17 protein-coding genes are annotated in these 17,442 nt (G+C 70.8%); 11 read left to right on the top strand and 6 right to left on the bottom strand.

Annotated features, from left to right (window positions below):
- The first annotated feature begins 42 nt into the window (after nucleotides 1-42).
- Complete coding sequence (malQ, locus tag L0965_RS06635; protein WP_101305172.1) at nucleotides 43-2,178, top strand: 4-alpha-glucanotransferase; 2,136 nt, start codon at nucleotides 43-45, stop codon at nucleotides 2,176-2,178.
- Here malQ and L0965_RS06630 read toward each other — a convergent pair.
- Nucleotides 2,150-3,097, bottom strand: a complete 948-nt coding sequence (locus L0965_RS06630; RefSeq protein WP_232783953.1) for a DMT family transporter — start codon at nucleotides 3,095-3,097, stop codon at nucleotides 2,150-2,152. The two genes, malQ and L0965_RS06630, sit on opposite strands and share 29 nt — an antisense overlap.
- A gap of 55 nt (nucleotides 3,098-3,152) precedes the next feature.
- Here L0965_RS06630 and L0965_RS06625 point away from each other — a divergent pair, with 55 nt between their 5' ends.
- The 3 genes from L0965_RS06625 to L0965_RS06615 all read left to right on the top strand — a co-directional run bounded on the left by L0965_RS06625 (nucleotide 3,153) and on the right by L0965_RS06615 (nucleotide 5,915).
- Nucleotides 3,153-3,644 carry a MarR family winged helix-turn-helix transcriptional regulator gene (locus tag L0965_RS06625; RefSeq protein WP_061782369.1) on the top strand — a complete coding sequence of 164 codons (492 nt, stop codon included), beginning with the start codon at nucleotides 3,153-3,155 and terminating at the stop codon, nucleotides 3,642-3,644.
- 256 nt (nucleotides 3,645-3,900) lie between these two features.
- The gene (locus tag L0965_RS06620) at nucleotides 3,901-5,448 is read left to right on the top strand and encodes an aldehyde dehydrogenase family protein (protein ID WP_060960815.1); all 1,548 of its coding nucleotides are present in this window, start codon (nucleotides 3,901-3,903) and stop codon (nucleotides 5,446-5,448) included.
- Nucleotides 5,449-5,531: 83 nt separating this feature from the next.
- Entirely contained in the window at nucleotides 5,532-5,915 is a 384-nt protein-coding gene (locus tag L0965_RS06615; protein ID WP_060960814.1) for a DUF779 domain-containing protein, read from the top strand.
- A 26-nt stretch (nucleotides 5,916-5,941) separates the two neighbouring features.
- Here L0965_RS06615 and L0965_RS06610 read toward each other — a convergent pair whose 3' ends face one another.
- Nucleotides 5,942-6,310 (bottom strand): VOC family protein, encoded by a 369-nt coding sequence (locus tag L0965_RS06610; protein WP_101305173.1) that lies wholly within the window; start codon nucleotides 6,308-6,310, stop codon nucleotides 5,942-5,944.
- A gap of 58 nt (nucleotides 6,311-6,368) precedes the next feature.
- Between L0965_RS06610 and L0965_RS06605 the strand changes: the two genes are divergently transcribed.
- The gene (locus L0965_RS06605; protein WP_060960813.1) at nucleotides 6,369-6,812 is read left to right on the top strand and encodes a MarR family winged helix-turn-helix transcriptional regulator; all 444 of its coding nucleotides are present in this window, start codon (nucleotides 6,369-6,371) and stop codon (nucleotides 6,810-6,812) included.
- Here the strand turns inward: L0965_RS06605 and L0965_RS06600 are convergent.
- Genes L0965_RS06600 through L0965_RS06585 form a run of 4 tightly spaced genes read right to left on the bottom strand, consistent with a single transcriptional unit; the run spans nucleotide 6,809 to nucleotide 10,334 of the window.
- Nucleotides 6,809-7,414, bottom strand: a complete 606-nt coding sequence (locus L0965_RS06600) for a response regulator (protein ID WP_101305174.1) — start codon at nucleotides 7,412-7,414, stop codon at nucleotides 6,809-6,811. The two genes, L0965_RS06605 and L0965_RS06600, sit on opposite strands and share 4 nt — an antisense overlap.
- Nucleotides 7,411-8,574 carry a sensor histidine kinase gene (locus L0965_RS16735; protein ID WP_232783954.1) on the bottom strand — a complete coding sequence of 388 codons (1,164 nt, stop codon included), beginning with the start codon at nucleotides 8,572-8,574 and terminating at the stop codon, nucleotides 7,411-7,413. The genes L0965_RS06600 and L0965_RS16735 overlap by 4 nt, the downstream gene beginning before the upstream one ends.
- A 24-nt stretch (nucleotides 8,575-8,598) precedes the next feature.
- Nucleotides 8,599-9,432, bottom strand: a complete 834-nt coding sequence (locus tag L0965_RS06590; protein ID WP_101305176.1) for an ABC transporter permease — start codon at nucleotides 9,430-9,432, stop codon at nucleotides 8,599-8,601.
- A complete protein-coding gene (locus L0965_RS06585; RefSeq protein ID WP_101305177.1) occupies nucleotides 9,429-10,334 on the bottom strand; it encodes an ABC transporter ATP-binding protein in 906 nt (301 codons plus the stop codon). The genes L0965_RS06590 and L0965_RS06585 overlap by 4 nt, the downstream gene beginning before the upstream one ends.
- Nucleotides 10,335-10,480: 146 nt before the next feature.
- Here L0965_RS06585 and L0965_RS06580 point away from each other — a divergent pair, with 146 nt between their 5' ends.
- From L0965_RS06580 to L0965_RS06555, 6 genes are all read left to right on the top strand, one after another.
- A complete protein-coding gene (locus tag L0965_RS06580) occupies nucleotides 10,481-11,167 on the top strand; it encodes a response regulator transcription factor (protein ID WP_060960808.1) in 687 nt (228 codons plus the stop codon).
- 151 nt (nucleotides 11,168-11,318) lie between these two features.
- Nucleotides 11,319-12,965 carry an ABC transporter substrate-binding protein gene (locus L0965_RS06575; RefSeq protein ID WP_101305178.1) on the top strand — a complete coding sequence of 549 codons (1,647 nt, stop codon included), beginning with the start codon at nucleotides 11,319-11,321 and terminating at the stop codon, nucleotides 12,963-12,965.
- Nucleotides 12,966-13,084: 119 nt separating this feature from the next.
- Nucleotides 13,085-14,176: an ABC transporter permease gene (locus L0965_RS06570; protein WP_101305179.1), complete on the top strand. Its 1,092-nt coding sequence runs from the start codon at nucleotides 13,085-13,087 to the stop codon at nucleotides 14,174-14,176.
- Nucleotides 14,177-14,190: 14 nt separating this feature from the next.
- Nucleotides 14,191-15,183, top strand: a complete 993-nt coding sequence (locus L0965_RS06565) for an ABC transporter permease (RefSeq protein WP_060960805.1) — start codon at nucleotides 14,191-14,193, stop codon at nucleotides 15,181-15,183.
- Nucleotides 15,183-16,844, top strand: coding sequence for an ABC transporter ATP-binding protein (locus L0965_RS06560; RefSeq protein WP_060960804.1), 1,662 nt, complete (start codon nucleotides 15,183-15,185; stop codon nucleotides 16,842-16,844). Before L0965_RS06565 ends, L0965_RS06560 begins: the two co-directional genes overlap by 1 nt.
- A gap of 190 nt (nucleotides 16,845-17,034) precedes the next feature.
- Complete coding sequence (locus L0965_RS06555) at nucleotides 17,035-17,433, top strand: VOC family protein (protein ID WP_101305180.1); 399 nt, start codon at nucleotides 17,035-17,037, stop codon at nucleotides 17,431-17,433.
- Nucleotides 17,434-17,442: the final 9 nt, after the last annotated feature.

Genomic DNA, 17,442 nt, shown 5'->3' with positions numbered 1-17,442 from the left:
GATGGGCGCAGACGCCGTCACCGGCGCCGAGGGAGGATCGACATGACCGACGACGCGCCCACCCCCGACCTCGTGCGGCTCGCCGCCGTGCACGGCATCGCGACCGAGTACTGGTCGTTCTTCGGCGACCGGGTGCAGGTCCCGGCATCCACCCTCCGCGCGGTGCTCGCGGCCATGCGCGTCGACGCCTCGTCGGATGCCGCGGTCACGGCATCCCTCATCGCCGAGGAGGAGCGGGTGTGGCGCGAGCTGCTGCCCGCCTCGTTCGTGACGCGCGCCGGGGTCGGCGTGCTGTGGCTGCACGTCTTCGACGGGCACGACGTGACCGTGACGGTGGCTTTCGAGGACGGGGCGGTGCGCGTGCTCACGATCCCCGAGCAGCGGCCGGCCGCGCGTCTGGTGGACGGCATCCTGCGGTGGCGGGTCGAGATTCCGGTGCCCGACGACCTGCCGCTGGGGTGGCACACCGTGCGCGCGGAGCAGCGCCCGTTCGGCGGCGCCGACGCCGACCGCACGGCATCCGCCCCGTTCGTGATCACGCCCGATCGCCTCGGCGACCCGCCCGCCCGTCCCGGGCGTACACGCGGCTGGGGCCTCATGGCGCAGCTGTACTCCGTCCGCTCACGGGCATCGTGGGGCCTCGGCGACTTCGCCGACCTCGCCGATCTCGCCGCGATCGCGGGCGAGCGCGGCGCCGACTTCCTGCTGATCAACCCCGTGCACGCGGCCGAGGTGACCAGTCCGATCGAACCGTCGCCGTACCGCCCCGCGACCCGCCGCTTCCTGGCGCCGCTGTACGTGCGCCCCGAGGACATCCGGGAGGTCGCTTACCTGACGCCCACCGAGCGCGCCGTCGTCGAGGCCGCCCGCGGTCCCGTCGCGGCGATGGACGACGACGCGGACCGCATCGATCGCGACGCGGTCTGGGCAGCCAAACGGCTCGGCCTCGACGCGATCTTCGCGGTGCCGCTGACGCCGTCGCGCCGCGCCGAGCTCGATGCGTTCGCCGCGCGCGAGGGGCAGCCGCTGCAGGACTTCGCCCTGTGGTGCGCGCTCGAGGAGCACTACCTCGGTCGCGAGCGGCCCGTCGAGGTCGACGACATCCGCTCCCCGCTGGTCGCCGAGCTGCGCACGCGCCTGGCCGACCGCGTCGCGTTCCACGTGTGGCTGCAGTGGATCGCCGACCAGCAGGTCGCCGACGCGCAGGCCGCGGCGACGGCGGCGGGCATGGCGATCGGTGTCATGCACGACCTCGCCGTCGGCGTGCACCCCCAGGGGTCGGATGCGTGGTCGCTGCGGGAGATGTACGCCACCGGCATGGCGGTCGGCGCGCCGCCGGACATGTACAACCAGCAGGGCCAGACCTGGAACCAGCCGCCGTGGCTGCCGCGCGCGCTCGCCGAGGCCGGGTACGCCCCGCTGCGCGACATGATCCGCACGCTGCTGCGCCACGCCGGCGCCCTGCGCATCGACCACGTGATCGGGCTGTTCCGCCTGTGGTGGATCCCCGAAGGGCTGAGTCCCGCCGCCGGCACGTACGTCCGCTACGACCACGAGGCGATGATCGGCGTGCTGCTGCTCGAGGCCCACCGCGCCGGAGCGGTGCTCATCGGCGAGGATCTCGGCAACGTCGAGCCGTGGGTGCGCGAGTACCTGGCGGCGCGCGGCGTGCTGGGCACCTCGGTGCTGTGGTTCGAGCGCGAGGGCGACGGCTTCCGTCCGCCGGAGCAGTACCGCCGCTCGCTGCTGGCCACCGTGAACACGCACGACCTGCCCCCGACCGCGGGGTATCTGGCCGACGAGCACGTCGCCCTCCGCGCGCGGCTCGGTCTGCTGACGCGTCCGGTCGAGGACGAGCTGGCCGACGCGGATGCCGAGCGGGCGACCATGCTGGCGCTGCTGCGCGACCGCGGGCTGCTGGGCGCCGACCCGTCGGAGGCGGAGGTGATCGAGGCCCTGAACGCGCTGATCACGGCATCCCCTTCGCAGCTGCTCGGGGTGGCGCTGGTGGATGCCGTCGGCGAGCGCCGGGCGCAGAACCAGCCCGGGACCGACCGCGAGTACCCCAACTGGCAGATCCCGCTCGCGGGACCGGACGGTCGCGCCGTGCTGCTGGACGACCTGCGCGACCACGGCCGTTTCGTCGCTCTCACCCGCGCGGTGGATTCCCGGCTCTGAGCTCCGCGGCGGCGGGTGAGGCGGGGCCGGGTGAGGCGGGTCCGGCGGGTCCCGCGGGTTCCGCGGGCTCGATCCCGGCCGTTCGTGGTCGCGTCAGCGTGCCGGCGAGCACCCCCACCACGACGAGCGCGAGGCCGACCATCTGCGCGGGTCCGAAGGGTTCGTGCGCGAGCCACACGCCGAGCAGCACGCCGGTGACGGGGTTGAGCAGTCCGATCACCCCGACGACCGCACCGGGAAGACGGGCGAGGCCCGTGAACCACGCCGCGTAGGCGATCGCCGTGGCCACGAGGATGACGTACGCGAACCCGAGCAGCGCCGGCCCGTCCAGGGCGGGCGGTGCGCCCTCGACCGCGATCGCGAGGGGCGCGACGACGAGGGAGCCGGCGATGAGTTGCCACGCCGTCATCGTCAGCGGCGGGATGTCGGCACCCCAGCGGCGCGTGAGGACGAATCCCAGCGACGAGGAGAGCATGGCCAGCACGGATGCCGCGATGCCCCAGCCGTCGGCCTCGCCGCCGCCCGGCTGCAGCATGACGACGACGCCGAGGATGCCGAGCACCGCTCCGGCGGCGGCGCGCAGGGCGGGGCGCTGGCCGAGGACGATCCAACTCAGCACGATCAGCGCGGCGGCCGAGGTCGACATGATCGTGGCCGCGAGGCTCGTCGCCAGGCGCTGCGCGGCGACGTAGACGAGGACGTTCAGCCCGCCGACCGTGAGCGCGCCGAGCACGACCGACCGCCACCACCACGCCCCGCGCGGCAGTCGCCGGGTGACCAGGAGCACCAGCACCCCGGCCGGCAGGCACCGGATCACGGCGCCCCACAGCGCCGCGTCGGGCGGCAGCAGATGACGCGTCACGAAGTAGGTGCTCCCCCAGGCGACGGGGGCGATCGCCGTCACGAGAACCCATCGCATCCTTTTATCTTCCATGGAAGAGAATATAGCTTCCGCGGAAGGTAAAGTCGACGGCGTGCAGGATCACGTCGACCTCGTCCAGGAGCAGTGGCGCCGCGAACGCCCCGATCTCGATCCGTCGCCGCAGGGTGTGATCGGCCGCCTCCATCGTCTGGCCGCGGCGCTGACGGCGGAGCTGACCGCCGTCTACGCGCAGTTCGGACTGAGCGAGGCGGAGTTCGACCTCCTGGCATCCCTTCGCCGCGCCGGTGCGCCGTACGAGCTGCCGGCGGGCGAACTGGCCGACCACACGATGGTCACCACCGGCGGGCTCACCAAGCGCGTCGACCGCCTGATCGACCGCGGCCTCGTCGTCCGCACGGATGCCGACGACGACCGCCGTCGGCGCCTCGTGCGCCTCACCCCCGAGGGCGTCGATCTCATCGACCGCGCGTTCACGGCGCACCTCGCCAACGAGCACCGTCTGGTCGCGCTCCTGCCCGCGGGCGACGCCGACGCCCTGCGCGACGCCTCCCGCCGCTGGCTCGCCGCCCTCGCCCACGACTGACCCCCGGCATCCGCCCCGCCCGCCGCCGCCCGCCGCCCCCGCCGCCGCGAGAAACCACTCGCACAGCGAGAAACACCCCGCGCAGCGGTTTCTCGATGCGCAAGGTGCGTCTCGCGACGGATGCCGCGGCGCAGGCCGCGACGGATGCGGCGGCGCAGGCCGCGGCGCAACGCGATGCAACGTTGCGGTGCGTAGCGTCAGCGCATCCGAACGCGGCGAGGGATGCCGCGGACCATGCACTGTCGAAGGAGACATCATGACCATCGTCGAAGAGGGCGTCTCGAGCGTCTACGCCGCTCCGGGCCAGCGCGGCGCGATCGCTGAGTACCGTCCGCGGTACGGGCACTACATCGGCGGCGAGTTCGTCGAGCCGATCAAGGGCCAGTACTTCGAGAACATCACGCCGGTCACCGGCAAGCCGTTCACCGAGGTCGGGCGCGGCACCGCGGAAGACATCGACCGCGCCGTCGACGTCGCGTGGAAGGCGTTCGAGTCGTGGAAGAAGACGACGCCCGCCGACCGCGCGAACATCCTCAACAAGATCGCCGACCGCATCGAGGCGAACCTCGAGAAGATCGCCGTCGCCGAGACGTGGGAGAACGGCAAGCCGGTGCGCGAGACGCTGGCCGCCGACATCCCGCTGGCGATCGACCACTTCCGCTACTTCGCCGGCGTCCTACGCGCCCAGGAGGGTACGCTCAGCCAGATCGACGAGGACACCGTCGCGTACCACTTCCACGAGCCGCTGGGTGTGGTGGGCCAGATCATCCCGTGGAACTTCCCGCTGCTGATGGCCACGTGGAAGCTCGCCCCCGCGCTCGCCGCCGGCAACTGCGTCGTCCTCAAGCCGGCCGAGCAGACCCCGGCATCCATCCTGTTCCTCTTCGACATCATCGGCGACCTGCTGCCGGCGGGCGTCGTGAACATCGTCAACGGTTTCGGCATCGAGGCGGGCGCACCGCTCGCGCAGCACAAGCGCATCCGCAAGGTCGCCTTCACGGGCGAGACCACCACGGGCCGGCTCATCATGCAGTACGCGTCGCAGAACCTCATCCCGGTCACCCTGGAGCTCGGCGGCAAGAGCGCGAACATCTTCTTCGAGGACGTCGCGCGGCAGAAGGACGCCTACTACGACAAGGCGCTGGAGGGCTTCACGTTCTTCGCGCTCAACCAGGGCGAGGTGTGCACGTGCCCGTCGCGCGCGCTCATCCAGCGCTCGATCTACGACCAGTTCCTCGGCGACGGCCTGGAGCGCGTCGGCAAGATCATCCAGGGAAACCCGCTGGATCCGGCCACCATGATCGGCGCGCAGGCCTCCAACGACCAGCTCGAGAAGATCCTCAGCTACATCGAGATCGGCAAGGCGGAGGGCGCGAAGCTCCTCGCCGGCGGCGAGCGGGTGGACCTCGGCGGTGAGCTCAGCGGAGGCTACTACGTGGCGCCGACGGTGTTCGAGGGCCAGAACAGCATGCGCATCTTCCAGGAGGAGATCTTCGGCCCCGTCGTCTCGGTGACCAGCTTCGACGGGTTCGACGACGCCATCCACACCGCCAACGACACCCTCTACGGCCTCGGCGCGGGGGTGTGGAGCCGCTCGGCCGACACGATGTACCGCGCCGGGCGCAGCATCGAGGCGGGTCGCGTCTGGACGAACACCTACCACCAGTACCCGGCGCACGCCGCGTTCGGCGGGTACAAGCAGTCGGGCATCGGTCGCGAGAACCACCTCAAGATGCTCGATCACTACCAGCAGACCAAGAACCTGCTGGTGTCCTACGCCGAAGGAGCGATGGGCTTCTTCTGAGCCGCGTCGCCGAAGACGATCCGGCGCACGGGACGCACGCGCGTCTCGGGCGCCGGATCATCTCCGGAGGGAAAGGTCGAGCGATGACCACCACTGTCAGTCGCGTCGCGGTCACGGATGCCGCGGCGGCACTGCTGCGCCGGCTGACGGCGCAGCACGGGAAGCTCATGTTCCACCAGTCCGGCGGATGCTGCGACGGCAGTGCACCGATGTGCTACCCCGTCGGCATGTTCCTGACGGGGCCGTCGGACATCAGGCTCGGCGACCTCGACGTGGGACTGGACGATCCGATCGAGGTGTTCATGTCCGAGGCGCAGTTCGCGTACTGGAAGTACACGCACCTCACGATCGACGTCGTCCCGGGCCGCGGGGCCGGCTTCAGCGTCGAGGGTCCGACGGGGATGCGATTCCTCATCCGCTCGCGGATGCTGGACGACGCCGAGCTCGACCACTTCGGACTGCGCTGACGGCGGCATCCCCGCGGCCTCGCCGGTCAGGCGCGGTCGTGCAGCGTGATGCGGTAACCGTCGGGGTCGACGAACGTGAAGGTGCGGCCGAACGGGCCGTCGATCGGCGCCGCGACGATCTCGTGGCCGGCGGCGGCCAGGGCGTCGTGGATGTCCTGCACCTCGGTGGCGTGCAGCCAGAGCGCGATGCCCGCCCCCGGCGGGGTGGCGGCATCCCGGACGGCGTCATCGACGATGTCCCGCACGGCGAACGCGATCGGCGTCGTCGTGAACACGACGGCGTGCGGGGGTCCGGCCGGTGAGCGCACGAGGCCGAGGAAGCTCTCGTAGAACGCCTGGGATGCGGCGAGGTCGCGAACCTGCAGGGAAATGAAGTCGGGGCCGGTGACGGGCATGGGATCGTCCTCTCGTGTGTCAGTTATCTGACATGCAACTGTATGTCAGGATACTGACATGAGTCAACGCCTTCCCGCCATCGATCTGCCGACTTCCGTCGGCTATCGCCTCAAAGAGGCAGCCAGCGCCCTCCGGGCCGCGATGGAGGACGTTCTGCGACCGCTCGGGATGAACGTCACCCACTACGCGTGCCTCGAGCTGCTGGCACAGCGCCCCGGCCTGTCGAACTCTGATCTGGCCCGCGGCACCTTCGTCACCCGCCAGACCATGAACGTGCTGCTGCAGAAGCTCGAGCGCGACGGTGAGATCTCGCGGCCCGACACCCCCGTCAGCGGCAAGGTGCTCCCCGCGACGATCACCGATCGCGGCCGCACCGCGCTGGCCGCCGCCAGCACCGCCGTGCGCTCGGTGGAGGATCGCATGCTGGACGGTCTCGACGCGGACGACCGCGATGAGGCGCTACGCCTGCTCGCCGCGATGATCCGTTCGCTGCGCGGCTAGAGCCAGCCGTTCTCGTCGGCGATCCGCACGGCATCGGCGCGGTTGCGGGCCTCCGTCTTGCCGATCGCGCTGGAGAGGTGATTGCGGACGGTGCCCTCGCTCAAGTGCAGCATCTGCGCGATGTCGGCGATCGAGCCGCCGGTACGCGCGACGGAGAGCACGTCGGTCTCTCGGCCCGTGAGCGGCGACTCCCCCTGCGCGAGCGAGTCGGCGGCGAGGGCCGGGTCGACCACCCGCAGCCCTTGCGACACGCGGCGCACGGCGTCGGCGAGCTGTGCGGCCGGTGTGTCCTTGACCACGAAGCCGGCCGCTCCCGCCCGCATCGCGCGCGTCAGGTACCCCGGTCGCCCGAAGGTGGTCACGATGAGCGTCCGGCACGCGGGTCGTGCGCTGCGCAGCGCGGATGCCGCCGCGATCCCGTCCATCCCGGGCATCTCGATGTCCAGCAGCGCGACGTCGGCGGCCGAGCGCACCGCGGCATCCACCACCTCGTCGCCGCGCCCCACCTCGGCGACCACCTCGATGTCGGGCTCGAGCCCGAGCAGGGCGGAGAGCGCGCCGCGCACGAGCGCCTGGTCATCGGCGATGAGCAGCCGGATCACAGCGTCACCCGCAGGAGGAACCCGCCGAGGTCGCTGCGTCCGAGCGTGAGGCGTCCGCCGGCGGCCTCCACCCGTTCGCGCAGGCCGATCAGCCCGGTGCCGGCGGCGGTCGCTGCGGGTGCCGGGCCCACCCCGTCGTCCTCGATGCTGACGCTGCGCGCGCTCAGGCGCACGCGGCACCGCGACGCCTGCGCATGGCGGATCACGTTGGTCACACCTTCGCGCACGATCCAGCCGGCCAGTTCGCGGCGCTCGGCGGGGACGTTCTCGGTGGCGGTGGGCAGCTCGGCCGCGATGCCCGCGGCATCCAGCGCCGCCCGCGCAGCGGCGAGCTCGCCGGCGACGCTGACCCCGCGGTAGCCGGCGACGGTGGTGCGCACATCGGCGAGAGCCCCGCGGGCGAGGGCCTCGACTTCGCCGATCTCCCCCCGTGCCCGTGCCGGATCGACCTCGATCAAGCGTCCGGCGAGCTCGGACTTCACCGTGATGACCGTGAGCGAGTGGCCGAGGATGTCGTGCAGGTCGCGCGCGACGCGGCTGCGTTCGCGTTCCACGGCCATCTCCGCCATCTGGTCGCGGGTCGCGCGGAGGGCGTTCATGGCCGCGATGTTGCGTCCGAACGCGGCCATCATCGCGGAGACCGAGACGATGATCGCGGGCAGGAACAGCACGCCCTCGGTCCAGCCGTCGGAGATCACCCCGACGACCAGGGATGCCGCTCCGAGCGCGAGCAGCAGCAGCCAGGTCGTGCGCAGCCGGACCACGGCCATTCCGATCGCGACGCCCACGTAGCTCCAGACGCCGCGGACGTCCCACCCGATCCAGGGGAACAGGCTGAAGGAGAGCACGAACAGCCAGGCCGCCGGAAGCAGCCGAAGGCGCAGGGGCAGAAGGCGCGAGACGGGGACGGCGATCAGGAAGGATGCCGCGAAGCACACCAGCAGGGCGATCACGACGGCGCTCGACACCGCCGTGTCGGCCGCCGCGACGGCCTCGGTGGCCACGATGAACAACCAGATGAGCGAGATCGACGCACCGACGTACCAGCCGCGGGCGGCGCGGGCGGTCAGGACCTCACGGGGCGTCGGTGCGGCCGACGAGGCGGGGACCGGGGGAACCTCCCACCCGGTCCCGTCGAGATCGTCTCGCGTCGCGCTCACGGACTTCACTGTAGGGCGCGCCTCTCACACGCGCTTCGTGTCGCGCCGGAACGCCCAGGTCGTCCCCGCGACGAACACGACCAGCCACACCAAGGCGTTGATGAGCCACATCGCGTCGAAGCTCTCCCCGGTCAGAGGCGAGCGGGCGAGCTCTCCGATGCCGTACACCGGTGTGAACTTCGCGATCGTCTGCATGAAGTCGGGCATGCTGCTCAGCGGGTAGAACAGGCCTCCGAGGAACGACAGGAAGACGACGATGAGGCTCGTCACCTGGGCGGCGTTCTCGCTCGGCATGAGGTAGCCGACGAAGAGGCCGAGCGTCGTGAACACGGCGCTCGCGAGCACCCAGCCCACCAGGCCCGTGCCGATCCACTGTCCGGCGCTGAGCTGGATGCCGCTGATCGCGCCGGCGGCATAGGTCGCAACCACGGCGAGCAGCCCCAGCACCATGCCCGCGATCATCTTGATGATGATGTTGACGAGCGGGTTCAGCGGGGTGAGGCGCAGCTGGCGGCTCCACCCCTGCGTGCGCTCGAGCGCGACGGCGGCGCCCGTCTGCGTGGCCGACATCATGGCGCCGTACATCGCCATCGACACCATGATGTAGGCCGCGACGGAGACACCGCCGTCGGCGACGGGCGTCGCCGTCAGCTGTTCGTCGCGCAGCCGCAGGCCGATGATGACGTACATCACGACGGGGAACGCGATCGTGAAGAAGAGCGTCCGGCGATTGCGCAGGCGGCGCTTCAGCTCGATGCCCAGATAGGTCAGGTTGAAGCCGCCGAGCGGCGGCACCCGCCGGTCGAGGGTGACGCGATCGGTCGACAGTGCGGTCGGCGCGGTGGATGCGGTGCTCATGCGGGGGCTCCTTCGGAGGTGAGCGCGAGGAAGACGCTCTCGAGGTTCTGGGACGTGATCTCGATGTCGCGGGCCGCGGTCTCGGTGAGGAGGTGGCGGGCGACGGCATCCGAGTCCTTCGTGTGGATGCTGATGCGGTCGCCGGCGAACTCGACGTCGTCGACGGCGGGAAGGGCGGCGAGGCGCGCCGGGTCGGCGCCCGGCAGGGTGGCACGCACGATGCGTCCCGACACGAGGTTCTTGATCTCGGCGGTGGAGCCGTCGGCCACGATGCGGCCGCGGCTCATGAGCACGATGCGGTCGGCGTACTCGTCGGCCTCGTCGAGGTAGTGGGTCGCGAACAGCACCGTGCGGCCGCGGGCGGCGTCGGAGCGGATCGCGCTCCAGAACGCGCGACGCCCCTCGACGTCCATGCCGGTGGTCGGCTCGTCGAGGATCAGCAGTCCGGGGTCGCTGAGCAGCGCCATGGCGAAGCGCAGCCGCTGCTGCTGGCCGCCTGAGCACAGGCCGACCCGTCGACTCCCGAGCTCACTGATGCCCGCACGCTGCATGACCTCCTCGATCGGACGCGTGTCGGCGAACAGGCTCGCCGTGAGAGCGAGCGTCTCGCGCACCGTGATGTCCTTCAGCAGGCCGCCGGTCTGCAGCACCGCCGACACCAGTCCGTGCGAGATCGCCGCCCGCGGGCTCTCACCGAACACCCGCACCGCGCCGCCGTCGGGGTCGGAGAGCCCCAGCAGCATGTCGATCGTCGTCGTCTTTCCCGCGCCGTTCGGGCCCAGGAAGGCGACGATCTCACCCGGGCGCACCCGCAGATCGACGCTCTCCACCGCTCGGACGCTGCCGAAGCTCTTGCGCAGGCCCGCGGCATCCACCGCGAGCACTCCCTCGTTCTGATCCATGTCTCCGACTCTGCCGCGGCCCGGTGCGACGTGCCGCACACGGGCGTCACGACCGCGCCATGACATTCGTCACGGCAGGAATCTCGCCGAACCGCGTCACAGATCGGTGGTTTCGGACTCTCACTTACGGGAGGAGAGGAGTCGGGATGGTCCAGCCGGGAGGGGGAGCGCTGCGGCGCGCCGCCATCGTCGATGCGTCGAGCGCGCGCCGCGGGCGTGCTCGCGAGCTGCTGACGCGGCGTCTCGGCATGAGCGTCGTGGACGAGTCGGCGTCGCTGCACGACCTCGCGATGCGGCTGCGGGGCACCGATCGGGCGGCACGGGCTCAGATGATCCTGCTCGTCTCGGCGTCGCTGGCCGACGGACCGGAACTCGAAGCGCTCGCCGCCTGTCGTGCCGCCGGGCTGCGCGTGGTCGCCCTGGTGCCGGGCGCGGGCGATCGCACGATGTGCGTGCTGAGGGATGCCGGGGTGGACGGCATCGTGTCCTCCCTCGAATCTGAGCGGGTCGTGCTCGCCGTCATCGACGCCGTGCGCCGCCGCGCACGCGCCTGGTCCCCCCGCGCACGCGCGGTTCTCGCGGCGCTGCCCGTGCGGCCCGCGCTGAGTCCCCAGGAGGAGCGGCTCGTCGTGCTCTACGGCGCCGGCCACACGATCGGCGAGGTCGCCGAACGCATCGGCGTGCGGGAGGACACCGCCCGCAAGTACCTCAATCGCGTCAAGGCGAAGTACGCGGCGGTGGGTCGCCCGGTGCACACGAAGGTCGAGATCGCGCGGGTCGCGCGCGCCGACGGGCTGCTCACCGGGACGGACGGCGACCGCGGCGCCTCGTGACGGAACGGCGATCCACGATCGCTGGTCCCGGGTTTCATTCTCGTTACAAAAAACGCGATGACGGGGTGAATTCCGGATGCCGGGGTCAAGATAGCGGTCTGGACTCCGCCTCCCCGGCGGGGTCGACCGACACACAGCAGAGGTAGTTCATATGGCACTGCACTTCACTTCCCCGGGGACTGGTCGAGGCCGCATCGGCCTGGCCGCCGGGGCACTCGCCGTCTCCGCGCTCCTGCTCGCCGGCTGCGCCGGCGGCGGCTCGACCGGTGGCTCGACCGACGGCGCCGCCGGAGGCCCCGTCATCGTCGGCACCACCGACAAGGTGACCACCCTCGACCCGGCCGGCTCGTACGACAACGGCTCGCTCGCCGTGCAGACGCAGGTCTTCCCGTATCTCGTGAACACGGACTACAACTCGACCGAGGTCGTGCCCGACCTCGCGGAGTCGGCCGAGTTCACCGCCCCCAACGAGTACACCGTCACGCTGCCGGCCGGTCTGAAGTGGGCCAACGGCCACGACCTCACCTCCTCGGACGTGAAGTTCTCCTTCGACCGCAACCTGAAGATCGCCGACCCGAACGGGGCGTCGAGCCTGCTCTACAACCTCGACAGCGTCGAGACCCCCGACGCCACGACGGTGGTCTTCAAGCTCAAGACCGACAACGACCAGGTCTTCCCCTTCATCCTCACCTCGTTCCCCGGCGCGATCGTCGACGAGGAGGTGTTCTCGGCCGACGCGATCACGCCCGACCAGGACATCGTCTCGGCCGATGCCTTCGGCGGGCCCTACTCGATCACGAAGTGGGACTTCAACAAGACCGTCGAGTTCACCCCGAACGCCAACTACAAGGGACTGCTGCCCGCCGCGACCAACTCGGGCGTCATCCTGAGCTACTTCGCCGAGTCGTCGAACCTGAAGCTCGCCGTGCAGCAGGGTGACGTCGACGTGGCCTACCGCAGCCTGTCGGCCACCGACGTGTCCGACCTGTCGGGCAACGACAAGGTCAAGGTCGTCGAGGGCCCCGGCGGCGAGATCCGCTACATCGTGTTCAACTTCAACACGCAGCCGTTCGGCGCCACGACCGCCGAGGCCGACCCGGCCAAGGCGCTCGCCGTCCGCCAGGCGGTGGCCGACCTCATCGACCGCGAGACCATCTCGGAGCAGGTCTACAAGGGCACGTACACCCCGCTGTACTCCTACGTCCCGGCCGGCTTCGCGGGTGCGACGGATGCGCTGAAGGGCCTGTACGGCGACGGCAACGGTGGTCCGGACGCCGACAAGGCGAAGGCGACGCTCGCCGCGGCCGGCATCACGACGCCCGTCACCCTGAGCCTGCAGTACAGCCCGGACCACTACGGCCCCTCCTCGGGTGACGAGTACGCGCTGGTCAAGCAGCAGCTCGAGAAGGACGGTCTCTTCACGGTCAACCTGCAGTCGACCGAGTGGGTGCAGTACTCCAAGGACCGCACCGCCGACGTCTACCCCGCCTACCAGCTGGGCTGGTTCCCGGACTACTCCGACGCCGACAACTACCTGACGCCGTTCTTCCTCGAGAAGAACTTCCTGGGCAACCACTACGTCAACCAGGAGGTCAACGACCTGATCCTCAAGCAGGCCGTGGAGCCGGATGCCGCCACGCGCACGTCCGACATCGAGAAGATCCAGGAGCTCGTCGCGAAGGATCTGTCCACCGTCCCGCTGCTGCAGGGCGCCCAGGTCGCGGTCACCGGTGCGGACGTGAAGGGAGTGACGCTCGACGCGTCGTTCAAGCTCCGGTTCGCTCCGATCACGAAGTAACCGCCGCGGGCGTTTCGACTCGTCGCTGCGCTCCTCGCTCGACGACCGGGGGATCACACCCCCGGTCGTTGAGCGAGCGCAGCGAGTCGAAACGCCCATCATCCGTAGAGTAGGCATCCATGACCAGCAACGTCGCGGCATCCTCCATCGCCGAGCCGCCACCCGCGCTCGAGGTGACGAAGAGTCGTTCGGGGTCGACGCTGGGCCGGTACATCCTCATCCGGTTCCTGCTGATCTTCCCGACCGTGCTCATCCTGGTGACGCTGGTCTTCTTCCTCATCCGCCTGACGGGCGACCCGATCACGGCGGCGCTGGGCGGACGGCTGCCGGCCGACCAGCTGGCCGAGCGCATTCACGAGGCGGGCTACGACCGCCCGATCTTCGTGCAGTACGTCGAGTACCTCGGGCGCATCCTCACCTTCGACTTCGGCACGACCATCACCGACAACCAGCCGGTCGTGCAGGTCATCGTCACGTACGGCACCGCGACCCTCGAGCTCGTGCTGTACTCGCTCGTGGTGGCGTTCCTCGTCGGCATCCCGCTGGGCCTCGTCGCCGCGGCGTTGCGCGACCGCTGGCCCGACGCGCTGCTGCGCGTGAGCGCCATCCTCTTCTATGCCACGCCGGTGTTCTTCGCGGGCCTCGTCGCCAAGCTGATCTTCGGTGTCTGGCTGGGCTGGCTGCCCGTCTCGGGCCGGGCGAGCGTGCGCACCGAGCTGGCCATCGGCCGCAACGGTGGGACCGGCATCTACCTCATCGACGCGATCGCGACCGGGAACCCCGCCTACATCCAGGACGTGCTGCTGCACGCGGTGCTCCCCGCGCTCACCCTGGGCCTGCTGACGGCGGGCATCTTCCTGCGCCTGGTGCGCACGAACGTCATCGGCACGTTCAACATGCCGTACATCGACGCCGCCCGCTCCCGCGGCGTCCGCGAGGGTCGTCTGGTCCGCACGCACGCGTACAAGCCGGCCCTGATCCCGATCATCACGGTGATCGGTCTGCAGATCGCCCTCATGCTCGGCGGTGCGGTGCTCACCGAGACGACCTTCGAGTGGAAGGGGCTGGGCTTCCAGCTGGCCGCGTACCTGGCATCCCGCGACTTCGTCGCCGTGCAGGGCATCGTCGCCATGATCGCGATCATCGTCGCGCTCACGAACTTCGCCGTCGACATCATCGCCGCGTTCATCGACCCGCGGGTCCGGTACTGAAGAGGGATGCGGACATGACCAAGCCCCGCCTCATCGACCGGATGCCGGTCGTCCATCAACTCCGCCAGAGCGTGGGCCTCCAGCGCGGCATGCTCGTCGCCGGTCTCGTGCTCACCGGCATCTTCGTGCTCTGCGCGATCCTCGCCCCCCTCATCGCGCCCTACGGGTTCGCGCAGCTGAGCGGCCCCGACGGCAACTTCGGGGCGCAGCAGCCGCCCAGCGCGGAGCATCTGCTCGGCACCACCGTCGGTGGGTACGACGTGCTCTCCCGCGTGATCTGGGGTGCCCAGACGGCGCTCTACGTCGTCATCGTGGCGATCGTGCTCTCGGTGTTCATCGGCATCCTGCTCGGCCTCGTCTCCGGCTACCTCGGCGGCTGGGTCGATCGCACCCTCGTCGTCGTGGCGGATGCGATCTACGCCTTCCCGACCCTGCTGCTGGCGATCGTGGTCGCGATCGCCATCAGCGGCGGCCAGTCGGGGCTGTGGCCCGGCATCCTCGCCGCCGCGGCATCCATCACCGTCGTCTTCATCCCGCAGTACTTCCGCGTCGTGCGCGCCGAGGTCGTGCGCATCAAGGCGGAGGCGTTCGTCGAGTCGGCCAAGGTGATCGGCGCCTCCACGCCGCGCATCATGTTCCGCCACGTGCTGCGCAACGCCACCCGGACGCTGCCGCTCATCGTGACGCTCAACGCGTCGGAGGCGATCTCGACCCTCGCCGCCCTCGGCTTCCTCGGTTTCGGCATCGAGCCGACGGCCGCCGCCGAGTGGGGCTACGACCTCAACAAGTCGATCAGCGACGTGGCCGCCGGCATCTGGTGGACCGCGATCCCGCCGGGCGTCGCGATCGTGCTGACGGTGCTGGGCATCACCCTCATCGGCGAGAGCCTGAACGACCTGGCCGACCCGCGCCTGCGGGCCCGCCGCCGCGCGAAGGCGCAGACGCCGGCCGACGCCGTCGCCGCCACGCAGCCGGCCTCGCGCGAGTTCATGGGAGAGGTGGAGTGATGGCCACGGCATCCTCCGACGCGTCCGCCGTCGACATCCGCGGGCTCGACGTCACGTTCGCGACCGACGGCGGCGACGTCCACGCCGTCCGCGGCGTGAGTCTCGACGTGCGGCCCGGCGAGGTGCTCGCGATCGTCGGCGAGTCGGGCAGCGGCAAGACCGTCACGGCGCGCACGATCCTGGGACTCCTGCCCGAGACGGCGCTGACCCAGGGCGCGGTCGTGCTCGACGGCACCGACGTGGTGGGGCTCGATCGCGAGTCGCTGCGGCGCCTGCGCGGGACCACGGCCGCGATGATCTTCCAGGAGCCGTCGACGGCGCTCAATCCGGTGTTCACCGTCGGCTGGCAGCTCGCGGAGGGCCTGCGGGCGCACGGGAAGTACACGAAGAAGCAGGCCCGTGCCCGCGCCATCGAGATGCTGGGCCGCGTCGGCATCCCCGACCCCGAACGACGCGTCGACGACTATCCCCACCAGTTCTCGGGCGGTCAGAAGCAGCGCATCGTCATCGCGACGGCGCTCGCGCTCGACCCGACCGTGATCATCGCCGACGAGCCGACGACCGCGCTCGACGTGACCGTGCAGGCGGAGATCCTCGATCTGCTGCGTCGGCTCCGCGACGAGGACGGCACGGCGATCGTGCTCATCACCCACAACATGGGCGTCGTCGCCGATCTCGCCGATCGCGTCGCGGTCATGCTCAACGGCGAGGTCGTCGAGACCGCCCCGGTCGCCGAGCTGTTCGCCGCGCCCCGCGACGCGTACACCCGGCGCCTGCTGGCGGCCGTGCCGCGACTGGAGATCGTCGATCGTCAGCCGCCGGCGGGTGCCGCGGAGGCGGTGCCGGTGGTCGCGGCCGAGGATCTCGTCATCGAGTACGCCGGACGCCTGCGCCGCGCCGGCTTCCGCGCGGTCGACCGGGTGAGCTTCACGATCGCCCCCGGCGAGGTCGTGGGACTGGTGGGCGAGAGCGGATCGGGCAAGACCACCATCGGTCGGGCGATCGCGGGGCTCACGCCCGTGACCGGGGGGTCGCTGCGGGTGCTCGATGTGGAGATGAACGGCGTGAAGGAGCGCACGTTCCGTCGCCACCGCAAGGACCTCGGCTTCGTCTTCCAAGACCCGGCGACGAGCTTCAACCCGCTGCTGACGATCGCGCAGAACGTCGCCGAGCCGCTCATCGTGCACGGCGGCGCGCGGGATGCGGCCGATGCGCGCGACCGCGTCGACGAGCTGCTGGAGGCCGTGCAGCTTCCCAAGGCGTTCGGCGACCGCTTCCCGCACGAGCTGTCGGGCGGCCAGCGCCAGCGGGCGTCGCTCGCGCGCGGTCTCGCCCTCGACCCGAAGCTGCTCATCGCCGATGAGCCGACCAGTGCGCTCGACGTGTCGGTGCAGGCGCGTGTGCTCGAGCTGTTCGGCGAGCTGCAGGAGCGCTTCGGGTTCGCGACCCTGTTCATCACCCACGACCTCGCCGTCGTCGACATGCTCGCGCACCGCGTCGTCGTGCTCCACAAGGGCACCATCGCCGAGACCGGCCCGACCGCGCAGGTGCTCGGCGACCCGCAGGACGACTACACGCGCAAGCTGATCGCGTCGCTGCCGGTGCCCGACCCCGTCGAGCAGGCCGCGCGCCGGGAGGCGTGGCGCGCCGCTCGCGGTTGAAGCCGCGGCATCCGCGTGCCTGCGGCCTGCGGCTCTGGGGCCCGCGGCTCTGGGGCCCCCGCGCGGCGTGCGTAACTCCAGCTGGATGGCACCGGCGCGGGCCTGCGGCCCGGGCGCGTGCGGTTCAGGCGGAGTTGTGCACGCGGGGCGCGCGAGGGCGAGTGTCTCCGGCCTGCCATAGCCTGACGGGATGACAGTGAAACTCGGCTTCATCGGCATCGTCGTGCGCGACATGGCGGCATCCCTCGCGTTCTACCGCGCGCTCGGCGTTCCGATCGCCGACGGCCAAGACGATGCGCCGCACGTGGACGCGGTGCTGGACGGCGGCGTCGCCCTCGCCTGGGACACGGTCGAGACGATCCGCAGCTTCGACCCCGGCTACGAGCCGGCGTCGGGGGGCCATCGCATCGCGCTCGCGTTCGTGCAGGACAGCCCCGCCGAGGTGGATGCCGTCTACGCCGCTCTCGTGGCGGCGGGGCACGACGGTCACGTCGCGCCGTTCGACGCCTTCTGGGGGCAGCGCTACGCGACCGTGCTCGACCCCGACGGCAACGCCGTCGACCTGTTCGCGCCCTTGCCGGCCGCCTGAACTCGTTGT

It is taken from the genome of Microbacterium sp. NFH-22A-Y (genome assembly GCF_021401375.1).
GTDB classification, from domain to species: domain Bacteria; phylum Actinomycetota; class Actinomycetes; order Actinomycetales; family Microbacteriaceae; genus Microbacterium; species Microbacterium hominis.
Note: the sequence above shows the minus strand (reverse complement) of the source record. Positions and strands in the feature narration are given on the sequence as shown.

Bases quoted from the DNA above. Each gene is read 5' to 3' on its own strand.
- L0965_RS06565 (WP_060960805.1), top strand. From the start codon at position 14,191: ATGACCAAGCCCCGCCTCATCGACCGGATGCCGGTCGTCCATCAACTC.
- L0965_RS06585 (WP_101305177.1), bottom strand. From the start codon at position 10,334: ATGGATCAGAACGAGGGAGTGCTCGCGGTGGATGCCGCGGGCCTGCGC.
- L0965_RS06630 (WP_232783953.1), bottom strand. From the start codon at position 3,097: ATGCGATGGGTTCTCGTGACGGCGATCGCCCCCGTCGCCTGGGGGAGC.
- L0965_RS06555 (WP_101305180.1), top strand. From the start codon at position 17,035: ATGACAGTGAAACTCGGCTTCATCGGCATCGTCGTGCGCGACATGGCG.
- L0965_RS06605 (WP_060960813.1), top strand. From the start codon at position 6,369: ATGAGTCAACGCCTTCCCGCCATCGATCTGCCGACTTCCGTCGGCTAT.
- L0965_RS06575 (WP_101305178.1), top strand. From the start codon at position 11,319: ATGGCACTGCACTTCACTTCCCCGGGGACTGGTCGAGGCCGCATCGGC.
- L0965_RS06615 (WP_060960814.1), top strand. From the start codon at position 5,532: ATGACCACCACTGTCAGTCGCGTCGCGGTCACGGATGCCGCGGCGGCA.
- malQ (WP_101305172.1), top strand. From the start codon at position 43: ATGACCGACGACGCGCCCACCCCCGACCTCGTGCGGCTCGCCGCCGTG.
- L0965_RS06590 (WP_101305176.1), bottom strand. From the start codon at position 9,432: ATGAGCACCGCATCCACCGCGCCGACCGCACTGTCGACCGATCGCGTC.
- L0965_RS06610 (WP_101305173.1), bottom strand. From the start codon at position 6,310: ATGCCCGTCACCGGCCCCGACTTCATTTCCCTGCAGGTTCGCGACCTC.
- L0965_RS06580 (WP_060960808.1), top strand. From the start codon at position 10,481: ATGGTCCAGCCGGGAGGGGGAGCGCTGCGGCGCGCCGCCATCGTCGAT.
- L0965_RS06570 (WP_101305179.1), top strand. From the start codon at position 13,085: ATGACCAGCAACGTCGCGGCATCCTCCATCGCCGAGCCGCCACCCGCG.
- L0965_RS06620 (WP_060960815.1), top strand. From the start codon at position 3,901: ATGACCATCGTCGAAGAGGGCGTCTCGAGCGTCTACGCCGCTCCGGGC.
- L0965_RS06560 (WP_060960804.1), top strand. From the start codon at position 15,183: ATGGCCACGGCATCCTCCGACGCGTCCGCCGTCGACATCCGCGGGCTC.